Origin of the sequence: Inquilinus ginsengisoli (genome assembly GCF_031453975.1) — a bacterium.
Taxonomy (GTDB): Bacteria; Pseudomonadota; Alphaproteobacteria; order DSM-16000; family Inquilinaceae; genus Inquilinus; species Inquilinus ginsengisoli_A.
Genome location: NZ_JAVDPW010000003.1, coordinates 367,563 through 390,990, shown reverse-complemented (window position 1 = coordinate 390,990; position 23,428 = coordinate 367,563). Strand labels below are relative to the sequence as shown.

19 protein-coding genes are annotated in these 23,428 nt (G+C 69.5%); 11 read left to right on the top strand and 8 right to left on the bottom strand.

Annotated features, from left to right (window positions below; genetic code table 11):
• Positions 1 to 10 precede the first annotated feature (10 nt).
• The 7 genes from E9232_RS09580 (at position 11) to E9232_RS09550 (ending at position 10,101) form a co-directional block, all read left to right on the top strand.
• The gene (locus E9232_RS09580; protein WP_309793703.1) at positions 11 to 811 is read left to right on the top strand and encodes an IclR family transcriptional regulator; all 801 of its coding nucleotides are present in this window, start codon (positions 11 to 13) and stop codon (positions 809 to 811) included.
• A 252-nt stretch (positions 812 to 1,063) separates the two neighbouring features.
• Positions 1,064 to 2,821 (top strand): glyoxylate carboligase, encoded by a 1,758-nt coding sequence (gcl, locus tag E9232_RS09575; protein WP_309793702.1) that lies wholly within the window; start codon positions 1,064 to 1,066, stop codon positions 2,819 to 2,821.
• A 14-nt stretch (positions 2,822 to 2,835) separates the two neighbouring features.
• Positions 2,836 to 3,633, top strand: a complete 798-nt coding sequence (gene hyi / locus E9232_RS09570) for a hydroxypyruvate isomerase (protein ID WP_309793701.1) — start codon at positions 2,836 to 2,838, stop codon at positions 3,631 to 3,633.
• Positions 3,634 to 3,804: 171 nt separating this feature from the next.
• Positions 3,805 to 4,713 carry a 2-hydroxy-3-oxopropionate reductase gene (locus E9232_RS09565; RefSeq protein WP_309793700.1) on the top strand — a complete coding sequence of 303 codons (909 nt, stop codon included), beginning with the start codon at positions 3,805 to 3,807 and terminating at the stop codon, positions 4,711 to 4,713.
• Positions 4,714 to 4,904: 191 nt separating this feature from the next.
• Positions 4,905 to 6,242 (top strand): 8-oxoguanine deaminase, encoded by a 1,338-nt coding sequence (locus E9232_RS09560; RefSeq protein WP_309793699.1) that lies wholly within the window; start codon positions 4,905 to 4,907, stop codon positions 6,240 to 6,242.
• Between the two features lie 189 nt (positions 6,243 to 6,431).
• Positions 6,432 to 8,207, top strand: a complete 1,776-nt coding sequence (locus E9232_RS09555; RefSeq protein WP_309793698.1) for an SRPBCC family protein — start codon at positions 6,432 to 6,434, stop codon at positions 8,205 to 8,207.
• A 100-nt stretch (positions 8,208 to 8,307) separates the two neighbouring features.
• Entirely contained in the window at positions 8,308 to 10,101 is a 1,794-nt protein-coding gene (locus E9232_RS09550) for an NAD(P)/FAD-dependent oxidoreductase (RefSeq protein WP_445351984.1), read from the top strand.
• 58 nt (positions 10,102 to 10,159) lie between these two features.
• Here E9232_RS09550 and E9232_RS09545 read toward each other — a convergent pair whose 3' ends face one another.
• The 8 genes from E9232_RS09545 to betI all read right to left on the bottom strand — a co-directional run bounded on the left by E9232_RS09545 (position 10,160) and on the right by betI (position 17,274).
• Positions 10,160 to 10,327: a hypothetical protein gene (locus E9232_RS09545; protein ID WP_309793696.1), complete on the bottom strand. Its 168-nt coding sequence runs from the start codon at positions 10,325 to 10,327 to the stop codon at positions 10,160 to 10,162.
• Between the two features lie 282 nt (positions 10,328 to 10,609).
• Positions 10,610 to 10,804, bottom strand: coding sequence for a hypothetical protein (locus E9232_RS09540; RefSeq protein WP_309793695.1), 195 nt, complete (start codon positions 10,802 to 10,804; stop codon positions 10,610 to 10,612).
• A gap of 135 nt (positions 10,805 to 10,939) precedes the next feature.
• A complete protein-coding gene (locus E9232_RS09535; RefSeq protein WP_309793694.1) occupies positions 10,940 to 11,779 on the bottom strand; it encodes an ABC transporter permease subunit in 840 nt (279 codons plus the stop codon).
• Entirely contained in the window at positions 11,776 to 12,726 is a 951-nt protein-coding gene (locus tag E9232_RS09530; RefSeq protein WP_309793693.1) for an ABC transporter permease subunit, read from the bottom strand. Before E9232_RS09530 ends, E9232_RS09535 begins: the two co-directional genes overlap by 4 nt.
• Complete coding sequence (locus E9232_RS09525) at positions 12,723 to 13,871, bottom strand: ABC transporter ATP-binding protein (RefSeq protein WP_309793692.1); 1,149 nt, start codon at positions 13,869 to 13,871, stop codon at positions 12,723 to 12,725. The genes E9232_RS09530 and E9232_RS09525 overlap by 4 nt, the downstream gene beginning before the upstream one ends.
• A 183-nt stretch (positions 13,872 to 14,054) precedes the next feature.
• Positions 14,055 to 15,161, bottom strand: coding sequence for a polyamine ABC transporter substrate-binding protein (locus E9232_RS09520; protein ID WP_309793691.1), 1,107 nt, complete (start codon positions 15,159 to 15,161; stop codon positions 14,055 to 14,057).
• Between the two features lie 123 nt (positions 15,162 to 15,284).
• Positions 15,285 to 16,463: an acyl-CoA dehydrogenase family protein gene (locus E9232_RS09515; RefSeq protein ID WP_309793690.1), complete on the bottom strand. Its 1,179-nt coding sequence runs from the start codon at positions 16,461 to 16,463 to the stop codon at positions 15,285 to 15,287.
• A gap of 151 nt (positions 16,464 to 16,614) precedes the next feature.
• Positions 16,615 to 17,274 (bottom strand): transcriptional regulator BetI, encoded by a 660-nt coding sequence (gene betI, locus E9232_RS09510; protein WP_309793689.1) that lies wholly within the window; start codon positions 17,272 to 17,274, stop codon positions 16,615 to 16,617.
• A gap of 196 nt (positions 17,275 to 17,470) precedes the next feature.
• Here betI and E9232_RS09505 point away from each other — a divergent pair, with 196 nt between their 5' ends.
• From E9232_RS09505 to E9232_RS09490, 4 genes are all read left to right on the top strand, one after another.
• Positions 17,471 to 18,814, top strand: a complete 1,344-nt coding sequence (locus E9232_RS09505; protein WP_309793688.1) for an aspartate aminotransferase family protein — start codon at positions 17,471 to 17,473, stop codon at positions 18,812 to 18,814.
• Positions 18,815 to 19,044: 230 nt separating this feature from the next.
• A complete protein-coding gene (locus E9232_RS09500) occupies positions 19,045 to 20,664 on the top strand; it encodes a phytoene desaturase family protein (protein ID WP_309793687.1) in 1,620 nt (539 codons plus the stop codon).
• On the top strand, positions 20,651 to 22,216 hold the full coding sequence (locus E9232_RS09495; protein WP_309793686.1) for a phytoene desaturase family protein: 1,566 nt from the start codon (positions 20,651 to 20,653) through the stop codon (positions 22,214 to 22,216). Before E9232_RS09500 ends, E9232_RS09495 begins: the two co-directional genes overlap by 14 nt.
• A gap of 1 nt (position 22,217) precedes the next feature.
• On the top strand, positions 22,218 to 23,426 hold the full coding sequence (locus tag E9232_RS09490; protein ID WP_309793685.1) for an aminomethyl transferase family protein: 1,209 nt from the start codon (positions 22,218 to 22,220) through the stop codon (positions 23,424 to 23,426).
• Positions 23,427 to 23,428: the final 2 nt, after the last annotated feature.

Below are 23,428 nucleotides of genomic sequence, written 5' to 3'. Positions count from 1 at the left end.
CAGGAGCGCCATGGCCGAGATCGATCGCGACGACGAAACCCATCCGGACCAGCCGAAGGCCGGCCAGGTCCGCTCCCTTCTCCGGGCCCTGCGCCTGCTCGACACCGTCGCCGCCCGCGCGGACGGCATGAGCCTGACCGAGCTGGCGCGCGCCACCGACCTGTCCGCCCCCACCGTCCACCGCCTGCTGACCACGCTGGAGGAGGCGCATTACGTGCGCTTCGAGCCGGCGTCGCGGCGCTGGATGGTCGGGCTGCAGGCCTTCCTCTCCGGCCTCGCCTATGCCGACGGCATGGGGCTGCGCCGCCTGGCCGACCCGCCGATGCGCACCCTGTTCGGCCTGTGCCACGAGACCGTGAACCTGGCGGTGGAGGAGCGCGGCACCATCCTCTATCTGCACCAGCTCGGCGAACCCGGCGCCAGCCTGCCGGGGTCGACTCCGCTGCCGGTGCACGGCTCCGGCGTCGGCAAGGCGCTGCTGTCGGCCAAGACCGACCCGGTGCTGTCGCGCACCCTGCCCGCCCTGGCCCTGACCCGGCTGACCGTGAACACGGTGCCGGACCTGCCGAGCCTGCGCGACCAGATCAGCCGTGCCCGCCGCTCCGGCTACGCCATCGACGACGAGGAGCATGTGACGGGGATGCGCTGCGTCGCCGCGCCGATCCTCGACCGCGGCGGCCGCCCGGTGGCGGCGCTGTCGATCTCCGCCCCCTGCCAGCGCATGGGCGAGGAGCGCATCAACCAGATCGGCATCCTGGTGCGCCAGGCCGCCGAAAAGGTCACCGCCCAGCTCGGCGGCCGGGTGCACTGACCCCTTCTTCTGTCATCCTCGGGCTTGACCCGAGGATCCAGGGGCTTTCAAGAGCGGCTCTGGCCGCCCCTGGATGCCACGGTCAAGCCGTGGCATGACAAGGTGAAAGAAGGCCTGCCCTTTCATTTCATCAGGTGAAAAACCGCCGTCTCGGCGCCCGCTTTTCACGCCCTGGAATATCTCAGGCCTTCGCTGGCCCCGGCCCGCCCCGCTTGCCACCATCGCCCCGGAACCTTTGAACGGGAGGGCGCGATGCCCAAGATGACGGCGATGGAAGCGGCGGTGCATGTGTTGCGCAGCGAGGGCGTGGAGGTGGCGTTCGGCGTGCCCGGCGCCGCGATCCTGCCCTTCTACGAGGCGCTGAAGGACAGCGGCATCCGCCATGTGCTGGTGCGGCACGAGGAGGGCGGCACCCATGCCGCCGAGGGCTACACCCGGGCCCGGGCCGGCGCCATCGGCGTCTGCATCGGCACCTCCGGCCCCGCAGGCACCAACATGATCACCGGCCTGTACTCCGCCATCGCGGATTCGATCCCGATCCTGTGCATCACCGGCCAGGCGCCGCGCGCCAAGCTGCACAAGGAGGATTTCCAGGCGGTCGACATCGCCGCCATTGCCCGGCCGGTGACCAAATGGGCGATCACGGTGATGGAGGGCGCCCAGGTGCCCTGGGTGTTCCGCCGCGCCTTCCAGATCATGCGCTCCGACCGTCCCGGACCGGTGCTGATCGACCTGCCGATCGACGTGCAGAAGGAGATCATCGACTACGATCCCGAGACCGACGCGCCGCTGCCGGTGTCGCGCCCGGCGCCGAACCCGAGCGCCATCGCCCGCGCCGTCGACATGCTGCTGGCGGCGGAGAAGCCGCTGATCGTCGCCGGCGGCGGCATCATCAACGCCGAGGCCTCCGACCTCTTGGTCGAGTTCGCCGAGCTGACGGGCGTGCCGGTGGTGCCGACCCTGATGGGCTGGGGCACCATCCCGGACGACCACCCGCTGAACGCCGGCATGGCCGGGCTGCAGACCCAGCACCGCTATGGCAACGCCACCTTCCTGCAGAGCGACGTGGTGCTGGGCATCGGCAACCGCTGGGCCAACCGCCACACCGGATCGACGGATGTCTATACCAAGGGCCGCAAATTCATCCATGTCGACATCGAGCCGACCCAGATCGGCCGGGTGTTCTGCCCCGACCTGGGCATCGTTGCCGATGCCGGGCTGGCGCTGGAGGCGCTGATCGCCGAGGCCCGCGGCCGCAAGCTGCCGAAGCACGAGAACTGGGCCGGCGCGGTGCAGGAGCGCAAGCGCACCATGCTGCGCCGGACCGATTTCGACAACACGCCGATCAAGCCGCAGCGCGCGTTCCAGGAGATCAACGCCGCCTTCGGCCGCGACACCCGCTTCGTCACCGCGATCGGCCTGTACCAGATCGCCTCCGGCCAGTTCCAGAAGGTGTACAAGCCGCGTAACTACATCATCTGCGGCCAGGCCGGTCCCCTGGGCTGGGAAGTCTCGGCCTGCACCGGCGCCAAGCTGGCCGACCCGTCGGCCGAGGTGGTCGGCATCGTCGGCGACTATTCCCTGCAGTTCCTGATCGAGGAGCTGGCGGTGGCGGCGCAGTACCGCATCCCCTTCGTGCTGGTGGTGCTGAACAACGCCTATCTCGGCCTGATCCGGCAGGCGGAGCGCGGCTACAACATGGATTACGAGGTCCAGCTCTCGTTCCAGAACATCAACGCGCCGGAGATCGGCGACTACGGCGTCGACCACGTCAAGGCGGCGGAAGCCTTCGGCTGCATCGCCCGCCGGGTGTTCGACCCCGCCGAGATCGCCGAGGCACTGCAATGGGCCCGCACCCGGTCGACCCAGGCCAGCCTGCCGGTGGTGCTGGAGATCATCACCGAGCGGGTGACCAACATCGCCATGGGGCCGGAGATCGACAAGGTCACCGAGTTCGAGGAGATCGTCGACCTCGCCCCCGCCCCGGCCCGCGAGCCGGAAACCGTCTGAGCCCGGAGGCCGCCATGCCGCGCTTCGCCGCCAACCTCACCATGCTGTTCAACGAGCATCCCTTCCTCGACCGCTTCGGCCGGGCCGCGGAGGCCGGCTTCACCGGGGTCGAGTACTTGTTCCCCTACCCCTACCCGAAGGAGGAGCTGGCCGAGCGGCTGCAGCGCCATGGCCTGACCCAGGTGCTGCACAACCTGCCGGCCGGCGACTGGGCCAAGGGCGAGCGCGGCATCGCCTGCTTGCCCGACCGCCGCGGCGAGTTCCAGGACGGCGTCGGCCAGGCCATCGACTACGCCACCGCACTGGGCTGCCGCCAGATCAACTGCCTGGCCGGCAAGCGGCCGGCCGGCGTGGCCGAGACGGTGCTGGGCGACACGCTGGTCGACAATCTCCGCTTCGCCGCCAAGGCCTTGGGCGAGGCCGGCATCGACCTGCTGGTCGAGCCGATCAACACCCGCGACATCCCGGGCTTCTTCCTCAGCGGGTCGCAGCAGACGCTCGACGTGCTGGATGCGGTCGACGCGCCGAACACCAAGCTGCAATACGACATCTACCACATGCAGATCATGGAGGGAGACCTGGGCCCGACACTGCAGACGCTGCTGTCCCGCATTGGCCACATCCAGGTGGCGGACAACCCCGGCCGGCATGAGCCGGGCACCGGCGAGATCCACTATCCCTTCCTGTTCCGCCTGCTCGACGCGCTCGGCTACGCCGGCTGGGTCGGCGCCGAATACGTGCCGCAATCCGGCACCGAGGCGGGTCTCGGCTGGTTCGACCTTTACAGAGCCAAGGCCACCGTCGCGGCTTAGCCGAGGCCCCGGCAAGCCCCCTCTGTTTGTCATTGCCGGGCTTGACCCGGCAATCCAGGGGCCACCCAGAACGGCTTTGGCAGTCCCTGGATCCTCGGGTCAAGCCCGAGGATGACAAGAGAAAGGAGGCGGCTTCGGTGCCTCCACTTCCTCTCCTGATAGGAGTTCGCCATGAACGTCGCCTTCATCGGTCTCGGCATCATGGGCCGCCCCATGGCCGGCCACCTGATCGCCGCCGGGGACAGCCTGGTGCTGCACGACATCACCGGCGTGCCGGAGGAGCTGGTGGCCAAGGGCGCCATCGCCGCGTCCTCCGCCGCCGAAGCCGCCGGGCGGGCCGACATCGTCATCACCATGGTGCCCGACACGCCGCATGTGGAGGCGGCGCTGTTCGGCCCCGGCGGCGTCGCCGAAGGCCTGTCGCCGGGCAAGATCGTGGTCGACATGAGCTCGATCTCGCCGATCGCGACCAAGGGCTTCGCCGAAAGGATCAACGCCCTGGGCTGCGACTATCTCGATGCCCCGGTCTCGGGCGGCGAAGTCGGCGCCAAGGCCGCCAGCCTGACCATCATGGTCGGCGGGCCGCAGGCCGCCTTCGACCGGGTGAAGCCGCTGTTCGAGGCGATGGGCAAGAACGTCACCCTGGTCGGCGGCAACGGCGACGGCCAGACCACCAAGGTCGCCAACCAGATCATCGTCGCTTTGACCATCGAGGCGGTGGCCGAGGCCCTGCTGTTCGCGGCCAAGGCCGGCGCCGACCCGGCCCGGGTGCGCCAGGCGCTGATGGGCGGTTTCGCCGCCTCCCGCATCCTCGAGGTGCATGGCGAGCGCATGATCCAGCGCAACTTCGCGCCGGGCTTCCGCATCGCCCTGCACCAGAAGGACCTGGCCCTGGCGCTGGACGGCGCCAGGGCGCTGGGCGTGCCGCTGCCGAACACCGCGGCGACCCAGCAGCTGCTGCACGCCGCGGTCGCCCAAGGGGGCGCCGCCTGGGACCATTCCGCCATCCTCAAGGTGCTGGAGCGCCAGGCCGATTTCGAGATCGCCGGCCCGGCAACGCAGCAGCAGGACGCGGCGTGACTTCCTGAATCGTCATTGCGAGCGCAGCGAAGCAATCCATGCCAGGCGGCGCCATGGATTGCTTCGTCGGCTTCGCCTCCTCGCAATGACGAAGGGGGTGCGTCTCCGTTTGAAGCTCCTTCAAATCCGCCGCCCCTCCCACCTCCGCCGTTCGGTGCTAGGCTTCCCGCCGACAGGATCGGAGGCGTGCGATGCGGCTGTGGATCAGGGACCCGCTGGCGATCCTGGCGGAGGACGCCGAGCGCGGCGTGGTGGTCGAGGACGGCCGCATCGCCGAGCTGGTGCCGGCGGGGCGCGAGCCCGCCGCGCCGGTCGACAGCGTGTTCGACGCCGGCGCCCATGTCATCCTGCCCGGGCTGATCAACACCCACCACCACTTCTACCAGACCCTGACCCGGGCCCTGCCGGCGGCGCTGGACCGCGAGCTGTTCCCCTGGCTGCAGGCGCTGTACCCGGTCTGGGCCCGGCTGGACCCGGAGGCGCTGCGCAGCGCCGTCACCGTGGCGATGGCGGAGCTGCTGCTGTCCGGCTGCACCACCACCTCGGACCACCACTACGTGTTCCCGGACGGGCTGGAGCACGCCATCGACATCGAGGTCGAGGTGGCGCGGTCGCTCGGCCTCCGCGCCATGCTGACGCGCGGTTCGATGAACCTGTCGGTGCGCGACGGCGGCCTGCCGCCGGACAGCGTGGTGCAGGACGAGGATGAAATCCTGGCCGACAGCGAAAGGCTGATCGCGGCGCACCACCAGCCCGGCGACGGCGCCATGATCCAGATCGCGCTGGCCCCCTGCTCGCCTTTCTCGGTCACCGGATCGCTGATGCGGCGCACGGCCGAGCTGGCAGGGCGGCACGACGTCCGGCTGCACACCCATCTGGCCGAGACCGAGGACGAGAACCGCTTCTGCGTGGAGAAATTCGGCTGCCGGCCGCTGGACTATCTGGAGGAATGCGGCTGGCTGGGCCCCCGCACCTGGCTGGCCCACGGCATCCATTTCGACCCGTCCGAGATCGGCCGGCTGGCCCGGGCCGGCACGGCGGTGACGCATTGCCCCTGCTCGAACCAGACGCTGGCCTCCGGTCATTGCCCGGTGCACGGCATGGAGCGCGCGGGCATGAGCGTCGGCCTCGGCGTCGACGGCTCCGCCTCCAATGACGGCTCGAACCTGATGCAGGAGGTGCGCGCCGCCTTCCTGCTGCAGCGGCTCCACTACGGCGTGACCGCGATCAGCCATCGCGACGCCCTGCGCTGGGCCACCGCGGGATCCGCCGCCTGCCTCGGCCGGCCGGATCTCGGTGTCATCGCGCCGGGCCAGCAGGCCGATCTCGCCCTGTTCGCGCTGGACGAGCTGCGCTTCGCCGGCCATGGCGACCCGCTGGCGGCGCTGGTGCTGTGCGGCGCCCACCGGGCCGACTACGTCATGGTCGGCGGCGCCTGGCGGGTGCGGCAGGGCGCCATCCCCGGCCTCGACCTGCCCACTTTGATCCGCAGCCACCAGGCGCTGGCGGCGCGGATGCAGGCGGGCTGATCCGATCCGCCTTCACCCCTTCGCCGTCATTGCGAGGAGGCGAAGCCGACGAAGCAATCCATGGCGCCGCCTGGCATGGATTGCTTCGCTGCGCTCGCAATGACGAATGAGCAGGCCCTTGCCAAACAGTCATTCGATTCAATAAAATAATCATTCAATAAGGATCGAACGGCCAGTCGGGAGGCGGGGATGGATGACGTCCTGGAAAGCCGGGTCCGGGCGCGGTTGCCGCAGGATGCGCGGCGCGAACAGCTGATCGAGGCCGCGATCACGGCGATCGCCGAGCACGGCCTGTCCAACATCACGCTGAGCAAGGTGGCCAGCCTGGCCGGCCTGACCGCCGGCATGGTCAATTTCCACTTCAAGTCGAAGCAGGAACTGCTGCAGGCGACGCTGTCGCGCATGGCCGAGACCTATCGCACCCTGTGCGAAAGCGCGGTGGCGACGGCCGGCCGGGCGCCGGAGGCGGCGCTGATGGCGCTGATCCGCGCCAGCTTCGACCCCGAGGTGGCCAGCCTGGAGCGGCTGGCGGTGTGGTACGCCTTCTGGGGCGAAAGCCGGGCGCGCGACGACTACATGGCGATCGTCGGCACCTCCGACCGCGCCTTCTACGACGCGGTGCATGCGCTGATGGCGGAGCTGGCGGAGCGCACCGGCGCAAGGATCGAGCTGCGCGCCGCGGCGCTGGGCCTGTGCGGGCTGGTCGACGCCCTGTCGCAGGAGGCGCTGGTGCAGCACGAGGCCTTCGACTGGGACGATGCCGCCGACACCTGCCGCCGCTACCTCGCCAACCTGTTCCCGGCGGAATTCGCAGCCCCGGCCCGGCTGCGCCTGGTGGCCGAGGAGGATGCCCCCGCATCCTCCGCCCTGCCCGCCACCTTGCCCGGCTGGACCTATGCCGATCCCGATTTCCACGCCGCCGAGATCGAGCGCATCCACCGGCCGGCCTGGCACCTCGTCGCGCATGTGTCGGAGCTGCCGAACCCCGGCGACTACGTCACCTTCGAGGCGCTGGGCGAGCGCGCCTTCGTCATCCGCGGCGAGAATGGCGGCATCCGCGCCTTCCACAATGTCTGCCGCCACCGCGCCCATGCCGTGCTGGAAGGCCGCGACGGCCATTGCAGCGGCCTGATCCGCTGCCCCTACCACGCCTGGTGCTATGCCTGGGACGGACGCTTGCGCGCCGTGGCGGCGGCCAAGACCTTCCCGGAGATCGAGACCTCGGGCCTCGGCCTGGTGCCGCTGGACAGCGAGGTGTTCGCCGGCTTCGTCTTCCTGCGCTTCCGGGGTGGCGGCCCGTCGGTGGCCGAGCGCTATGCCCCCTATGCCGCAGAGCTGGCGGCGCACCGGATCGAGGAGATGGTGCCGATCGCCGACTACTGGATCGGCGGGATCGACGCCGACTGGAAGAACGTCTGGGACAACTACCTCGAGGACTACCACTTCCCGACCGGCCATCCCGGCCTGTTCGGGCTGATGTCCGGCGCCTATGACCGCGAGCCGGATGACGAGACCCGGACGATCCGGCTGAGCCACGCGCTGCGCCGCGACCCGGATGGCGGCTGGTCGACCCGCGCCTATGCCCGGGCCCTGCCCGACGTGCCGCATCTGCCGGAGGCGCTGCAGCGGCGCTGGACCTATCTGTTCCTGTATCCGGCGGTGTCGCTGGAGCTGTATCCCGACATGCTGGACTATTTCCACATCCTGCCCGCCGGCCCCGGCCGTTCGATCCTGCGCTGGCGGGCCTATGCCCGGCCGGACGACCGCCGCGCCATGCAGGTGACGCGGCGGCTGAACCTGCGGGTGAACAACCGGGTGCATGACGAAGATGCCGCACTGATCCGGTCGGTGCAGCAGGGCCTCGCCGGCTCGGCCTATGGCGCCGGCGTGCTGGGCGAGAAGGAGATCAACCTGCGCGCCTTCCAGGGCTGGATCCGGCAGGACATGCCCGGGATGGCGCTGTGAGGGGGTTGCAGCGGTAACCCGCGCGGACATGAGAAGGTAACGCGGCGGGCCTAGCCAGGGACGATCTTCACATCAGACGGTCGGTTGTCCCATGGATACGTTGGTTTCTGTTTCGCCGGACGAGCTGCTGGCACGCTGGCTCCAGGAATTCGACGGTGCGCTGTCCCGCAACGATGTCGCCGCGGCGATGGCCCTGTTCCTGCCCGACGCCTATTGGCGCGACATCGTCGCCTTCACCTGGAACATCCACACCGCGGATGGCCAGGATGCGATCCGCAGCCTGCTCGAGGCGTGCCTCGCCGGCGCCGCCCCCAGCGCCTGGAAGGCGGATGGTCCGGCCCGGCTGGTCGACGGCGTGGTCGAGGGCGCCGTGACGTTCGAGACGGCGGTGGCGCGGGGCAGCGGCGTCGTCCGGCTGCGGGATGGCCGCTGCTGGACCCTGCTGACCGCGATGACCGGGCTGAAGGGCCATGAGGAGGCGATCGGCACTGGACGCCCGCTGGGGGTGTCGCTGGCCTACCAGGCGGGCCGCCCGTCCCCTGCGGTGCGGAAGGCGCAGGAGCAGGCGGAGATCGGCACCACCCGGCAGCCCTACTGCCTGGTCGTCGGCGCCGGCCATGCCGGGCTGGCGCTGGGTGCCCGTCTCAAGCATCTCGGCGTGCCGACGCTGCTGATCGACCGGCTGGAGCGGCCGTCGGACACATGGCGCAACCGCTATGACGCGCTGATGCTGCATTCGCCGGTGCTGTTCGACGAGATGCCGTACCTGTCCTATCCCACGGGCTGGCCGGTGTTCCGGTCCAAGGACCAGGTGGCGGCGTGGCTGGATGCCTATGCCGCGCTGATGGAGCTGGACATCTGGACCGGCACCGAATGCCGCAGCGCGGTGTTCGACGAGGAGCACGACGAATGGCGGGTCGAGGTCATCCGCGGCGGCCGCGTCATGACGCTGCGGCCCAAGCAGCTGGTCTTCGCCAGCGGCCTGTCCGGGCCGCCGAACGTCCCGAAGTTCCCCGGCGCGGCGGATTTCAAGGGCGAGCAGCACCATGCCAGCGCCCATCGCGGCGGCCCGGCCTACAAGGGCCGGCGCTGCGTCGTGGTCGGCGCCAACACCTCCGGCCATGACATCTGCGCCGCGCTGTGGGAGGCCGGGGCCGACGTCACCATGATCCAGCGCACCCCGACCATCGTCGTCCGGCTGCCCTGGCTGATGCAGACCATCGGCAGCCTGTATTCCGACGCGGCGGTGGCGCAGGGCATGACGCCGGACCGGGCGGACCTGTTGTTCGCCTCCACCCCCTTCCGGCTGCAGGCGCAGCTGCAGGTGCCGCTGACGGCGAAGCTGCAGCAGCAGGAAGCCGCGTTCTACGCCAGGCTGGAAAAGGCGGGCTTCCTGCTGACGGATGGCGAGGACCATTCCGGCATCATCCCGCAGCTGTACCGCCGCGCATCCGGCTACTACATGGATGTCGGGGCGTCGGAGCTGATCGCCAATGGCAGCATCAAGGTGCGGAGCGGCGTCAACATCGAGACCATTCGCGCGCACAGCGTGGTGCTGAGCGACGGCAGCGAGATCCCGGCCGACGTCATCGTCTACGCCACCGGCTTCTCGCCGGCGGGCGGCTGGGCGGCACAGGTGCTGCCGCCAGAGATGGTGGAGAAGGTCGGGAAGATCTACGGCCTGGGCTCCGGCGTGCGCGGCGACCCCGGGCCATGGGAGGGGGAATTGAGGAACCTGTGGAAACCGACCCAGCAGAAGGCGCTGTGGTTCCACGGCGGGAACTTCTCCACCTCGCGGCTGTTCTCCCGGGCCCTGGCCCTGCAGATCAAGGCGAGGGAGGCCGGGATCCCGACGCCGGTCTACGCCCTGGCCGAGTCCCATCACACGCAGTGAAGCGCGGCGCGGGCGACCCGTCTTCGGGCGGCCCGTGCCGGCGCGTCAGGGCTTGGCCTTAGTAGGCCGGGGTCACCACCGTCCGCGTCGCCGGGGCGACATAGGTGGTGGTCGGCGCCGGCTGGGTCACGACCGTCGTCGGCTTGTCCGGCGGCTGGTTGTTCACCGTGCAGGCCCCAAGGAGCGGAAGCCCGATCAGGGCGATGGCAAAGGTCATGGAGCGCATGTCAATCCTCCGGTTTCGGTGGAAGGCGGCATGAATCGGCACCGCTCAGAGACCAACAGGACGGCGGCGAAAGCCGTTCCCTCAGGTTGAACGGCAGAGCCGTTCCACCGGGTTGAACGGCAGAGCCGTTCCACCGGGTTGAACGGCAGAGCCGTTCCACCGGGTTGAACGGCAGAGCCGTTCCACCGGGGTGGGCGGGGCCGGCACGGCGAACCAGGAAGCGGGCGCCGGATCATCCGGCGCACTGGCGGCTGTCGCCGCATCCGTCGTGCCGGCACCGCCTCAATAGGCCGGCGTCACCACGGTGGTGCGCTGGGCCGGCGTGACGTAGGTGGTGGTGCCCGGCGTGGTGACGACGGACGGAGCCGGCTGGGTGACGACGGTGGTCGGCCGATCCGGCGGGGTGTTGTTGACCGTGCAGGCGGCCGCCAGCAGCGACAGACCGGCGAGGGCGACAACCTTGGAAATGGAACGCATGTCACGTCCTCCAGTTCATGGTGCGACGCGATTCGGCGCCACATCCCAAGCCCAACGGGACGAAGGGACAAACTGTTCCCCTGGCATTTTGCAGGCAATTCCGGAAAGCGCCGCGCTTCTCCGCCAGAACCGCGGCTAAGGTCCGGCGGAGGCGCCGCGGCTTTCGCGCAGCTTGCGGGCGTCACGCCGGTTCAGGATCACGGCGCTGGCGATGACGAAGCTCGCCACCACCAGGATGATGATGGTCGCCAGGGCGTTGATGTCGGGGGTCAGCCCCAGCCGGACCTTGGAGAAGATCACCATCGGCAGGGTGTTGGCGCCGGGGCCCGAGGTGAAGGTGGCGATCACCAGATCGTCCAGCGACAGGGTGAAGGCCAAGAGCCAGCCCGACACCATGGCCGGCGCCAGCAGCGGCAGGGTGATGTCGACCATCACCTGCCAGGGCCGGCTGCCGAGATCGGCCGCGGCCTCCTCGATCGACCCGTCCATGTCGGCCAGGCGCGACTGCACCACCACCGCGACATAGGCCATGGCGAAGGTGATGTGGGCGATGGTGATGGTGCCGGCGCCGCGCCCGGACGGCCAGCCGAAGCTGTCCTCCAGCGCCACGAACAGCAGCAGCAGCGACAGGCCGGTGATGACCTCGGGCATCACCAGCGGCGCGGTGACCATGCCGGCCAGCAGCAGCCGGCCGCGGAACCGGCCGAAGCGGGCCAGGGCGATGCCGGCCAGGGTGCCGAGGATGGTGGCGACCGTGGCCGACACCGCCGCGATCCGCAGGCTCAGCAGCGCGGCGTCGATGATCTGGTCGTTGCCCCACAGCCCCTCGTACCATTTGGTCGAGAAGCCACCCCACACCGTGGCCAGCCGCGACTGGTTGAACGAGAACACCATCATCGAGACGATCGGCCCGTAGAAGAACACGAAGCCGGCCACCAGCCAGACGGTGAGGAAGCGGGACCGGCCGCGGTTCATGCCGCCCCCTCCCGCACCTGGCGGTTCTGGAACCACAGGATCGGCAGCACCAGGAGCAGCAGCAGGACCACCGCCACGGCCGAGGCCACCGGCCAGTCGCGGTTGGAGTAGAACTCGTTGAACAGCACCTGGCCGATCATCGGGCTGGACGGGTTCCCCAGCAGCGCCGGGATCACGTATTCGCCGGTGGCCGGGATGAACACCAGGAGCGACCCGGCGACGATGCCGGGCAGCGACAGCGGCAGGGTGACGTCGAGGAACACCCGCCACGGCCGCGACCCCAGATCCATCGCCGCCTCGACCAGGCTCTGGTCCAGCTTCTCCAGCGTGACGTAGAGCGGCAGGATCATGAAGGGCAGGTAGGAGTAGACGATGCCGAGATAGACCGCGAAGTCGGTGTTCATCATCTCGACCGGCTGGTCGAGGATGCCGCTCCACACCAGGAAGCCGTTGAGGATGCCCTGCTTGTTCAGGATTCCCATCCAGGCGTAGATGCGCAGCAGGAACGAGGTCCAGAACGGCAGGATGACGAACAGCAGCAGGATGTTGCGCGCCCCCGGCGACGACCGGGCGATGCCGTAGGCAATCGGGTAGCCGCACACCAGGCACAGCGCGGTGGAGATCAGTGCGATCTTGACCGAGTTGAGATAGCCCTCGAGGTACAGCCAGTCCTCGGTCAGGAACACGAAGTTGTGCAGCGAGGCGGTGATGGTCGGCCACGCCCCGTCGCCCCATTCCAGCAGCGCCGAATAGGGCGGCCGGCCGACGATGGTCTCGGCCAGGCTGATCTTCAGCACGATCAGGAACGGCACCAGGAAGAACAGCGCCAGCCAGATCGTGGGGACGCCGATGATCAGGCCGCGCCAGGCGTCGCCGACCCGGCGCAGCGCCCGGCGCCACAGCGGTACGACCGGCCGCGCGCCCCCAGGGTCGGACAGCGCCGTCATTCGGTCAGCAGCAGGGCGGAGGCCGGGGTCCAGGACAGCCAGACCCGGTCGTCCCAGTCGACCTGCCGGTCCTCCTCCCGCCCGCGGCGCTCGTTCTGGCGACTGACCGACACCAGCCTGCCGTTGCCGAGCTGCACCCGGAACAGCGAGCGGTCGCCGAAATAGCCGAGGTCGAACACCGTGCCCTGCAGGGTGTTCGGCGCGTCGCGCGGCGGCTCGCGCCCGATCGCGATCTTCTCCGGCCGCACCGCCACCGACACCGGCGCGCCCGGCAACACCGGCCCGGCATGGGCGACCTGCAGCGGCCCGACCTCCTCGGTCATGACCGTCACCTGCCCGTCGGCCACGTTCTCGACCTTGCCCTCGAACAGGTTGATCGAGCCGATGAAATCGGCCGAGAAGCGGCAGTTGGGGTATTCGTAGATGTCGGTCGGCGTGCCGGTCTGGACGATCCGGCCGCGGTTCATCACCGCGATCCGGGTCGACAGCGCCATCGCCTCCTCCTGGTCGTGGGTGACCACGATGAAGGTGACGCCGACCTGGTACTGGATGGTCATCAGCTCGAACTGGGTCTGCTCGCGCAGCTTCTTGTCCAGCGCCGCCAGCGGCTCGTCCAGCAGCAAAAGTTTCGGCTTCTTCGCCAGCGCCCGGGCCAGGGCGACGCGCTGGCGCTGGCCGCCGGACAATTGGTGTGGCTTGCGCGGACCGAAGCCCTGCAGCTGCACCAGCTCCAGCATCTCGGCGACCCGGTCGCGGCGCTCGGCCGGGGTCATCGCCTCGTGCTTCAGCCCGTAGCCGATGTTCTTCTCCACGCTCATATGCGGGAACAGGGCGTAGGACTGGAACATCATGTTGACCGGCCGTTCATAGGGCGGCGCCCGGGTCATGTCCTGGCCGTCGATCAGGATGCGGCCGGCGCTGGGCGTCTCGAAGCCGGCGAGCATGCGCAGCAGCGTGGTCTTGCCGCAGCCCGACCCGCCGAGCAGGCAGAACAGCTCCTTGCGATGGATCTCGAGGTCGACGGCGTCGACCGCGACGAAGTCGGCGAACGTCTTGGTCAGCCCCTCGATCCGGACGATCGGCTTGGCCTGCGGGTCAAGCCAGGGCCGGTCCTTGGTGTCCGGATAGCGCTCGGGCGTGGCCATCTAGGGTTGGCGTGGGTTCTGGCGGCGCGAACCCCCTCCCCCTAACCCCCTCCCGCAAGGGGAGGGGGGACTAAGTTTTTGGGATTTTGAGAGAGAACTCCCAGCCAAAACAATCGAGTCCCCCCTCCCCCAGCGGGAGGGGGTTAGGGGGAGGGGGTTGTCGACGACCCGCACCGCCGTCCCCTACTGCCCAGCCTTGATCTGGCTCCAGGCCCGGGTGCGGGCCCGCAGCGCGGCCTGGGGCAGGTCGGCCGGCACGTACAGCTTCGCCCGCGTCGCGGCGTCCGGGTAGATCGCCGGGTTCTCCAGGATCTCCTTGTTGACGAAGGGCTGCGACGCCTTGTTGGCGTTGGCGTAGTTGGTGAAGTTGGTGGCGGCGGCGATCACCTGCGGCCGCAGCATGTAGTTGATGAAGACCAGTGCGTTGTTCGGGTGCGGCGCGTCGGACGGGATCAGCCAGCCGTCGAACCAGGCCGGGCCGCCGGTGTCCGGCACGGAATAGGCCAGGTCGATCTTCACCCCCGCCTCCGCCGCCCGGCTGGCCGCGGTGGCGTAGTCGCCGGACCAGGAAAAGGCCAGGCACAGCTCCTGGTTCGGCAGCTGGTTCAGGTAGTTGGCGGAATCGACTGCCTTGACGTATTGCCGGATCGGTTTGAACAGCGCCGCCGCGGCCTGGTAGTCCTTGGGGTCCTGCGAGTTCGGGTTCTTGTGCAGGTAGGACAGCGCCAGCGGGATCATGTCGGTCGGCGATTCCAGGATCGAGATGCCGCAATCCGCCCATTTCTTCGCCAGCTCGGGCTTGAACAGCATGTCGAGCGAGGTGACCGGCGCATCGGCCATGCGCTGCTTGATCATGTCGACATTGTAGGCGAAGCCGACCGTGCCCCACATGTAGGGCACCATGTATTCGTTCCCCGGATCGTGGGCGGCGACGATCTTCAGGATGTCGGGGTCGAGGTTGCCGTAATTGGTCAGCTTCGCCTTGTCGATCTTGGCGAACACCCCGGCCTTGACCAGCGGCGGGATCAGGTGCGAGCCGTGCAGCACCACGTCGTAGCCGGAGCTGCCGGCCATCATCTTGGCGTCGACCGTCTCCGACGCGTCATAGGTGTCGTAGACCACCTTGATGCCGGTCTCGGTCTCGAAATCCTTGATCGTGGTCTCGCCGATATAGTCGACCCAGTTGTAGACGTTGACGACCTTCTCCTCATCGGCCAGCGCCGGCAGCGCCGCACCGAGGAGAAGCGCCGTCGCGGCCAGCAGCCGGATCGCCTGGGGGGAACGCGTCATTCGCCTGGCTCCCTATGTCGCCTCAACCTGCCGGCCGGTTTTCTGTCGCTGCGCCGCGGCCGTCGGCGTGTCTATTCAGAGCCCGCTTCGCCGGATTTCTCCAGCGGATTCTTTACCGAATTCCTACGGTCCGATCGTGCCGGCCAAACCCCGCTTCAGCAGGCTGCCGGCGATGATCAGGCGCTGGATCTCGCTGGTGCCTTCCCAGATGCGGTCGACCCGCAATTCGCGGCTGAACCGCTCCGCCACATTCTCGCGCATGTAGCCGCGGCCGCCGAAGATCTGCACCGCCCGGTCGGCGACGCGGCCCGCCATCTCCGACGCCAGCAGCTTGGCGATCGAGCAGCGGGCGTGCAGCGCCTTGACGTCCAGGCCGCGGTCATGCGCCTCGGCCGCCTCATAGGTCACCAGCCGCGCTGCGTGCAGCTCGGCCAGGCTGTCGGCCAGCATCGCCTGCACCAGCTGGAATCGCGCCATCGGTTCGCCGCCGATCGCGCGGCCGGCGGCGAATTCGGTCGCCGCCTCGATCAGCCGCTCGGCTGCGCCGCAGCAGCGCGCCGCGATCATCAGCCGCTCGCGCCGGAACCAGGCATGGATGAAGCCCATGCCCTGCCCTTCCGCGCCGATGCGGTCGGCCGCCGGCACCCGCACGCCGTCGAAGCGCAGGATCGGGTGGTGGTGGCGGTAGGTGTGGGTGTAGGCCGGCGTGCGCAGCGTGCTGAGCCCCGCGGCCGGCAGGCCGACGAAGAACAGGGCGTGGCTGCCGTCGGCCGCACCACCCTGGATCTTGGCCTGGACGATCACCGTGTCGGCCAGGTTGGCGCTGGTGACGTGCCATTTCTCGCCGTCGATGACGTAATGGTCGCCGTCGCGCCGGGCGGTGGTGGCGATGTCGTCGACGTCGGAGCCGGCGCCGGCCTCGGTGACGGCCGTGCAGAAATGCCGTTCGCCGCGCATCAGCGGCAGGATGAAGCGGTCGATCTGGTCGGGCGAACAGGCCTCGAACATCCAGGACTGGGCCTCGCCGCAGCACCAGGCCAGCGCGTTGGTGACGCGCCCGGTCTGCTCCGCGATCGCCACCTGGTCGAGGATCGGCAGCGCCAACCCGCCATGGGCCCTCGGCGCGTCGATCCGCGACAGGCCGAGATCAAGCGCCATGCGCTCATGCCGGGCGGCGATGTCGGGCGGGATCTCGCCGCCGTTCATCTCCGCCTCCACCTCCCACGGGATCAGCTCGGCCTCGACGAAGCGGCGGATCCGGTCCTGCCAGTCGCGGGCGCTGTCGGGGAGCGTGAAGCTCATGGCAAGGAGGCTTCCAGGGCCGGCGTCCGGGGCCCGCCATTCCCTTCCTTGTCATTGCCCGGCTTGATCGGGCAATCCAGGGGCAACCAGCACCGTTCTCGATGGCCCCTGGATCCTCGGGTCAAGCCCGAGGATGGCAATGAGAATGGGGTCATCCCTCGCCCCCCGGCCCGATCGGGCCGTCTTTGGTGAAGTGCTTGGGGAAGACCGAGGCCAGCATCTCCACGGCGCAGGCGCGGCCATCCTCGCGGCCGAATTCCTTCGGCCCCATCATCACATGCAGCCACAGCCCCTCCAGCAGCCCGTTCAGGCTGCGGGCCAGCAGCAGCGGCGACTGCCCGTCCGCCACCAGCTCGCGGCACAGGTTCAGGAGGGTCAGGTGATAGTCCTGGTCGTTGGCGCTGCACAGGGCCCGGTAGTGCGGCCGGGTCTTGGCCTCGCCCCAGAAGGCGCACCAGGCGGCGATCTTGCGCGGGTTGCAGATCTTGCGGTCGAAATCGGCCAGCACCAGCGCCCACAGCTTCTCCGCCGCGGTCGGCCCGGCCTCGTGCAGCGCGCGGCGCCAATGGGCGCGGTACTCGTCGGACATGTAGCGCAGCGTCTCGACGAGCAGCTTCTCCTTGCTCTCGAAATGGAAGTTGACGATGCCGCGCGACAGGCCGGCGCCGTCCGCGACCACGGCCATGGTGGTTTCCTCATAGCCGCGCTTGGCGATGGCGTCGATCGTCGCCTCGATCAGCTCCTGCCGCCGCAGCTCCTTCGACTGCCGCCGCCCCCCGTTCAGCCTGCGCGCGGCCTGGCCTTCGGCCATCGGCACCCCCACCTCAAAATCCCATAAAACGCTAGCATCCCATGCGTCGGCCGGCAAGATATTGAATGAACATCCAACAAGCCGTTAATTGAACGTTCATTCAATATCCTGGACAGAATCCGGGACCCTATGCCATCCTGAGTCTCGAAATTGCGGCCGAAGAACCGCCGGACCAACGAGACAAGGACCCGCTGCCATGACCCGCAGCCTGGCGCGCAGCAATGCGCAATTCCGTCGGGCGTCGACCCGCCTGCCCCTCGGCGTCGCCTCGAATTTCCGCTACTGGGGCGACGACCGGACGATCTACATCAAGCGCGGCCGGGGTGGCCGGATCTGGGACCTCGACGACAACCCGTATATCGACTACCGGCTCGGCTACGGCCCCGCCATCCTGGGCTATGCCGACCCGCGGGTGGATGAGGCGGCGCGGCAGGGCATGGACATCGGCGGCGTCTTCGCCCTGTCGACCGAGCGCGAATTCACGGTGGCCGAGCGCATCGCCAAGATGATGCCGGCGGCCGAGTTGGTGCGCTTCTCCAACTCCGGCACCGAGGCGGTGATGGCGGCGCTGCGCCTGGCCCGCGCCTACACCGGCAAGGAGTCCTACGTGCTGGTCGAGGGCAGCTATCACGGGCTGTTCGACGCGGCGATGTGGCTGGTGGCGCTGGATGACTGGGATCCGTCCCGGACCGACCGCGAGCCGGCGGTGATGCCCTATTCCCAGGGCGTGCCGGAGGCGGTGCGGCCGCTGGTGCATCTGACGCCGATGAACGACGCCAACCGGCTGGAAGACCTGCTGCGCCGCAAGTCGCATGAGATCGCGGCGATGCTGATCGAGCCGATCATGGGCAATTGCTGTGGCATCACCGCCGACATCGCCTATGTCCGCGCGGTGCGCGAGCTGTGCGACCGCTACGGCGTGCTGCTGATCATCGACGAGGTGAAGTCCGGCTTCCGCGTCGCCCGCGGCGGCACCCAGGAGCTGATGGGCGTGACCGCCGACATCACCACCGTGGCCAAGGCGATGGCCAACGGCTATCCGATCGCCGCCATCGGCGGGCGGGAGGACATCATGCGCCGCTACGGCCGCGGTGTGGCCCATGGCGGCACCTACACCGCCCATTCCGTGGCCCTGGCCGCGGCCGAGAAGACGCTCGAGATCCTGGACGAGACCGCGGCGCTGGAGACCATCGCCGCCTATGGCCGCCGGCTGCAGGCCGGGATCAAGCGCATCCTGGACGCCCGCGGCGTGGTGCATTGCTTCGCCGGCCACCCGTCGATGGGCGGGCTGTTCTTCGCCGCCACGCCACCGCGCGACTACCGCGACTGGAAGCGGTCCGACTACAGCTTCTACGACGCGCTGGCCCGCGAGCTGCACGAGGAGGGCGTGTTGTGCGAGCCGGATTCGCGCGAGCCCTGGTTCATCTGCGAGGCGCATGACGACAGCTGCCTGGCCGAGACCCTGGCCGGCTTCGAACGCGCCGTCGACCGCACCCTGGAGACGGGCGGCGACGACGCCAAGCGAGCCGTGGCACACTGACCGGCAGATCGGGCGGAGACAGAGCCCATGGGGGGAATTTCGACCGGAACGTCTCGGGTTGCCTCTCCCGCTTGCGGGAGAGGTCGGAGACGCGAAGCGGCTCCGGGTGAGGGGGTTTCGTCGAGGCCGGGACCGACCCTCACCCGGACGTCCCAAGAGACGTCCGACCTCTCCCGCCAGGCGGGAGAGGCAACGCGCTCTGCTTTCCCCGCCAACTGTGCAGCGATCCCATGAAGATCTGGGACGCCCTTATCGTCGGGGCCGGGCACAATGGCCTGGTCGCCGCCTGCTACCTCGCCCGCGCCGGGCTGGAGGTTCTGGTGGTCGAGAAGAACGACTGGGTCGGCGGCGCCGCGGTCAGCCGGTCGCTGCACCCGGGCATCCTCTATTCCAACTGCTCCTATGTCTGCAGCCTGCTGCGGCCGGAGATCATGCGCGACCTGGAGCTGCCGCGGCACGGGCTGCAGGTCATCCCCTATGAGGGCGGCGCCGTGTTCACCCGCGACGGCGACGCGCTGGCGACCTACCGCCAGCACGACGCCCACCGGCGCGAGATCCAGCGCTTCTCGCTGCGCGACGCCGAAGCCTATGACCGCTACTCCGCCGATGTCGTCCGGCAGTGCCGCTTCATCCGCCCGCTGCTGCTGCGCACGCCGCCGGACCCGGCGTCGCTGCGGCCGCGCGACCTGCAGGAGCTGCTGTATCTCGGCCGCAAGTTCCACGACCTGACCGAAACCGAGATGGCCGACACGGTCCGGTTCTGGACCATGAGCATCGCGGAATATTTGGACGAGTATTTCGAGAACCCGGTGGTGAAGGCCAGCTTCGCCCTGTCCGGCATCATCGGCACGGCCTTGGGGCCGTGTTCGCCGGGATCGGCCTATGTGCTGCTGCACCACTACATGGGCGATGTCGACGGCGCCAGCGGGGCCTGGGGCTTCGCCCGCGGCGGCATGGGCGCCATCACCCAGGCCATGGCCGGGTCGCTGCGCGCGGCCAAGGGCGAGATCCGCACCGGCGCGGCGGTGGAGCGCATCCTGGTCGAGAACGGCCGGGCCGCCGGCGTGGTGCTGGCCGGCGGCGAGGAGATCCGCGCCCGGCAGGTCGTGTCCAACCTCGACGTCAAGCGCACCTTCCTAACCCTGGTGCCGGAAACCGAGCTGCCGGCGCCCTTCGTCAAGCGGGTGCAAAGCTTCAAGATCCGCGGCTCCTCCGGCAAGGTGAACATCGCGCTGGGCGCCCTGCCCCGCTTCCCGGCGATGCCCGAAGGGTCGCCCTGCATCCGCGGCGACATGCACTTCACCGACAGCGTCGAGCGGATGGAGCGCGGCTATGACGACTGGAAGGCCGGGCGCTGGTCGGCCGACCCGTTCCTCGACATGATGATCCCGACCACGCTCGACCCGACCATGGCGCCGCCGGGCCAGCATTTCATGAGCTGCTTCGTCCAGTACTGCCCGCCCAAGGTCGAGGGCCGCGATTGGACCGACGCCGACCGCGACGCCTTCGGCAAGACCGTGATCGACCAGATCGCGGAGTATTCGCCCGGCTTCCGCGACCTGATCCTGCATGCCGAGATCCGCACCCCGCGCGAGCTGGAGGCCGAGGTCGGGCTGACCGAGGGCAACATCTTCCAGGGCGAGCTGACCTTCGACCAGATCCTGTTCAACCGGCCGGTGCCCGGCTATGCCCAGTACCGGTCGCCGGTCGCCGGCCTCTATATGTGCGGGTCCTCCACCCACCCCGGCGGCGGGGTGATGGGCGCGCCGGGCCGCAACGCGGCGTCCGAGATCCTGCGCGACCTCAAGCGCAAGCCGGTGACCATGAGCGACGCCTATGCCGTCCTGTGACGTCCTCGTCATCGGCGGCGGCCACAACGGCCTGGTCTGCGCCGCGCTTCTGGCGAAGAGGGGCCGCAAGGTGGTGCTGCTGGAGGCGGCCGGGGAGATCGGCGGCGCCGCCCGGACGGTGGAGTTCGCCCCCGGCTTCCGCGTCTCCCATGTCGCCCATGTGCTGAACCATCTCCACCCGGAGGTGATCCAGGCGCTGGAGCTGAAGCGCCACGGCCTGACCCTCGCGGCAGCCAACCTGCCGACCACGGCGCTGGCCGCCGATGGCCGGCACCTCACCCTGCACGGTGCCTTCGGCGAGCGGCTGTCGGGCGACATCGCGCCGGACGAGGCGGCGGCCTGGGCGGCTCTGCGGGGCAAGCTGCTGCGCTTCGCCGGCACGCTGCGCCCGTTCCTGACCCGGACGCCGCCCCGGCTGCGCGGGGGAGGACGCGGCGATGCGCTGACCCTCGGCAAGCTCGGCTGGGCGATCCGCCGGTTGGGCCGCGACGAGATGCGCGAATTCCTGCGCATGGTGCTGATGGATGTCGCCGATGTGCTGGAGGAGGAGTTGTCGGACCCGCGGCTGATGGGCGCCGTCGCCTTCGACGCGGTGCTGGGCACCCATCTCGGCCCGCGGTCCCCGACCTCGCTGATGTCCCTGTTCCACCGCCTGGCCGGCGAGGCGGACGGCGTGCCGGCGGCGCTGGCCCTGCCGAAGGGCGGCATGGGCGCGGTGGCCGCCGCCATCGCCGCCGCCGCCCGTGCTGCGGGGGTCGACATCCGCGTCAACGCCGCGGTCGCGCGCATCCTGGTCGAGGGCGACCGGGCGGTCGGCGTGGCCCTGGCCGACGGGTCGGAGATCCTGGCGTCCATCGTCGTGTCCGGCGCCAATCCGCGCACCACCTTCCTCGACCTGCTCGGCCCCCGCGCGCTCGACACCGGCTTCGTCAGGCGCGTCAGTCACATCCGCATGCGCGGCAACGCCGCCAAGCTACACCTGGCGCTGGACGGGCTGCCGGAACTGTCGGGGCTGGATCCGGCCTTGCTGGCCGGCCGGCTGGTGGTCGCGCCCGGCGTCGATGCGGTCGAAGCCGCCTTCAACCCGGCGAAATACGGCGAGGCCTCGCCCGAGCCGGTGCTGGAGATCGTGATCCCGTCGCTGACCGACCCCGACTGCGCCCCGCCGGGCCGGCACGTGATGTCGATCGTGGCGCAATACGCCCCGGCGGAGCTGCGCGCCGGCTGGGACACCGGCGGCCCGGCCTTCCGCGACCGCATCCTGGCCGTGCTGGAGCGGCACTGGCCCGGCCTGTCGGCGCGGGTGCTGGCGGCGGAGCTGCTGACTCCGGCCGATCTGGAGGCGCTCTACCGCATGCCCGGCGGCCATTGGCACCATGGCGAGCTGGCGATCGACCAATTGCTGATGCTGCGCCCGGTGCATGGCGCCGGCCAATACGCGACGCCGGTGCCCGGCCTGTTCCTGTGCGGCGCCGGCAGCCACCCCGGCGGCGGCATCATGGGCGCCGCCGGCCTGAACGCGGCACGCCGGATCCTGGCAGGAGGCTCCTGACATGCGCAGCCCCCTGCCCCGGGATCATTTCCGCAAGCCGCTGCTGCAGACGCCGTTCCATCCGCGCATCGCCGCGCTGATGCAGGCCGAGGACTGGAGCAACTGGGGCGGCTATGTCTCCGCCCACACCATCCGCGACGCCGAGCAGGAATACTTCGCCATCCGCAACGCGGCATCGCTGTTCGACCTGACGCCGATGGTGAAGTACCGCATCGCCGGACCGGAGGCCGAGGCCTTCCTCGACCGGCTGACAGTGCGCGACGTGTCCCGTCTCGCCCCCGGCCGGGTGCAGTACACCGCCTGGTGCGACGATGACGGCCATGTGCTGGACGACGGCACCCTGTTCCGGCTGGGCACCGCCGAGTTCCGGCTGTGCTGTCAGGAGCGGCACCTGAACTGGCTGCTGGATTCCGCCATCGGCTTCGATGTCGAGGTGGCGGAGGAGACCGCGGAGGTCGCCGCGCTGGCGCTGCAGGGGCCGACCAGCCGGGCCCTGCTGACCCGCGCCGGCTTCGACGGCATCGAGACGCTGAAGCCGTTTCAGATCCGCGATGTCTGGTTCAAGCACGGCAAGGTCACGGTGTCCCGCACCGGCTTCACCGGCGATCTCGGCTATGAGCTGTTCACCGCGCCCGAGGCCGCCCTGCCGCTGTGGGACCGGCTGTGGGAGGCCGGGGCGTGGCACGGGCTGCAGGCCATCGGCTACGAGGCGCTGGACTTGGCTCGGCTGGAGGCCGGCTTCATCGTCGCCAATGGCGATTTCGTCACCGCCGAGACCGCCATCCGGGTCGACCGCCGCCGCACGCCCGACGAGATCGGGCTGGGCTGGCTGATCGACGAGAAGAAACCTGCCTACTGGACCGGCAAGCGGGCGATCCAGGCACAACGCCGCGACCGGTCGGCATGCTGGTGCCTGGTCGGGTTGGACATCGACGGCAACGTCCCGGCCGACCACGCCATCGTCTACCACAAGGGCAAGGCCGAGGCCGGACAGATCACCGCCGCCGCGTGGTCGCCCTCGGCCAAGCGCAACATCGCCCTGGCCTCGCTGCGCCGGCCCTATGGCGACACGGTCAAGGACGACCTGTGGGTCGAGATCTATGCCCTGCGCGAGCTGGCCTATCACAAGATGATGGTGCGGGCCCGGGTGGTCGACCGGCCCTTCTACGACCCGCCGCGGCGACGGGCGACACCGCCCGCGGAGTTCTGAGG

Coding starts and splice junctions, on each gene's coding strand:
- E9232_RS09555 (WP_309793698.1), top strand. CDS start 6,432: ATGGATGACGTCCTGGAAAGCCGGGTCCGGGCGCGGTTGCCGCAGGAT.
- E9232_RS09515 (WP_309793690.1), bottom strand. CDS start 16,463: ATGAGCTTCACGCTCCCCGACAGCGCCCGCGACTGGCAGGACCGGATC.
- E9232_RS09580 (WP_309793703.1), top strand. CDS start 11: ATGGCCGAGATCGATCGCGACGACGAAACCCATCCGGACCAGCCGAAG.
- hyi (WP_309793701.1), top strand. CDS start 2,836: ATGCCGCGCTTCGCCGCCAACCTCACCATGCTGTTCAACGAGCATCCC.
- E9232_RS09565 (WP_309793700.1), top strand. CDS start 3,805: ATGAACGTCGCCTTCATCGGTCTCGGCATCATGGGCCGCCCCATGGCC.
- E9232_RS09520 (WP_309793691.1), bottom strand. CDS start 15,161: ATGACGCGTTCCCCCCAGGCGATCCGGCTGCTGGCCGCGACGGCGCTT.
- E9232_RS09505 (WP_309793688.1), top strand. CDS start 17,471: ATGACCCGCAGCCTGGCGCGCAGCAATGCGCAATTCCGTCGGGCGTCG.
- betI (WP_309793689.1), bottom strand. CDS start 17,274: ATGGCCGAAGGCCAGGCCGCGCGCAGGCTGAACGGGGGGCGGCGGCAG.
- gcl (WP_309793702.1), top strand. CDS start 1,064: ATGCCCAAGATGACGGCGATGGAAGCGGCGGTGCATGTGTTGCGCAGC.
- E9232_RS09540 (WP_309793695.1), bottom strand. CDS start 10,804: ATGCGTTCCATTTCCAAGGTTGTCGCCCTCGCCGGTCTGTCGCTGCTG.
- E9232_RS09500 (WP_309793687.1), top strand. CDS start 19,045: ATGAAGATCTGGGACGCCCTTATCGTCGGGGCCGGGCACAATGGCCTG.
- E9232_RS09490 (WP_309793685.1), top strand. CDS start 22,218: ATGCGCAGCCCCCTGCCCCGGGATCATTTCCGCAAGCCGCTGCTGCAG.
- E9232_RS09530 (WP_309793693.1), bottom strand. CDS start 12,726: ATGACGGCGCTGTCCGACCCTGGGGGCGCGCGGCCGGTCGTACCGCTG.
- E9232_RS09525 (WP_309793692.1), bottom strand. CDS start 13,871: ATGGCCACGCCCGAGCGCTATCCGGACACCAAGGACCGGCCCTGGCTT.
- E9232_RS09535 (WP_309793694.1), bottom strand. CDS start 11,779: ATGAACCGCGGCCGGTCCCGCTTCCTCACCGTCTGGCTGGTGGCCGGC.
- E9232_RS09495 (WP_309793686.1), top strand. CDS start 20,651: ATGCCGTCCTGTGACGTCCTCGTCATCGGCGGCGGCCACAACGGCCTG.
- E9232_RS09545 (WP_309793696.1), bottom strand. CDS start 10,327: ATGCGCTCCATGACCTTTGCCATCGCCCTGATCGGGCTTCCGCTCCTT.
- E9232_RS09560 (WP_309793699.1), top strand. CDS start 4,905: ATGCGGCTGTGGATCAGGGACCCGCTGGCGATCCTGGCGGAGGACGCC.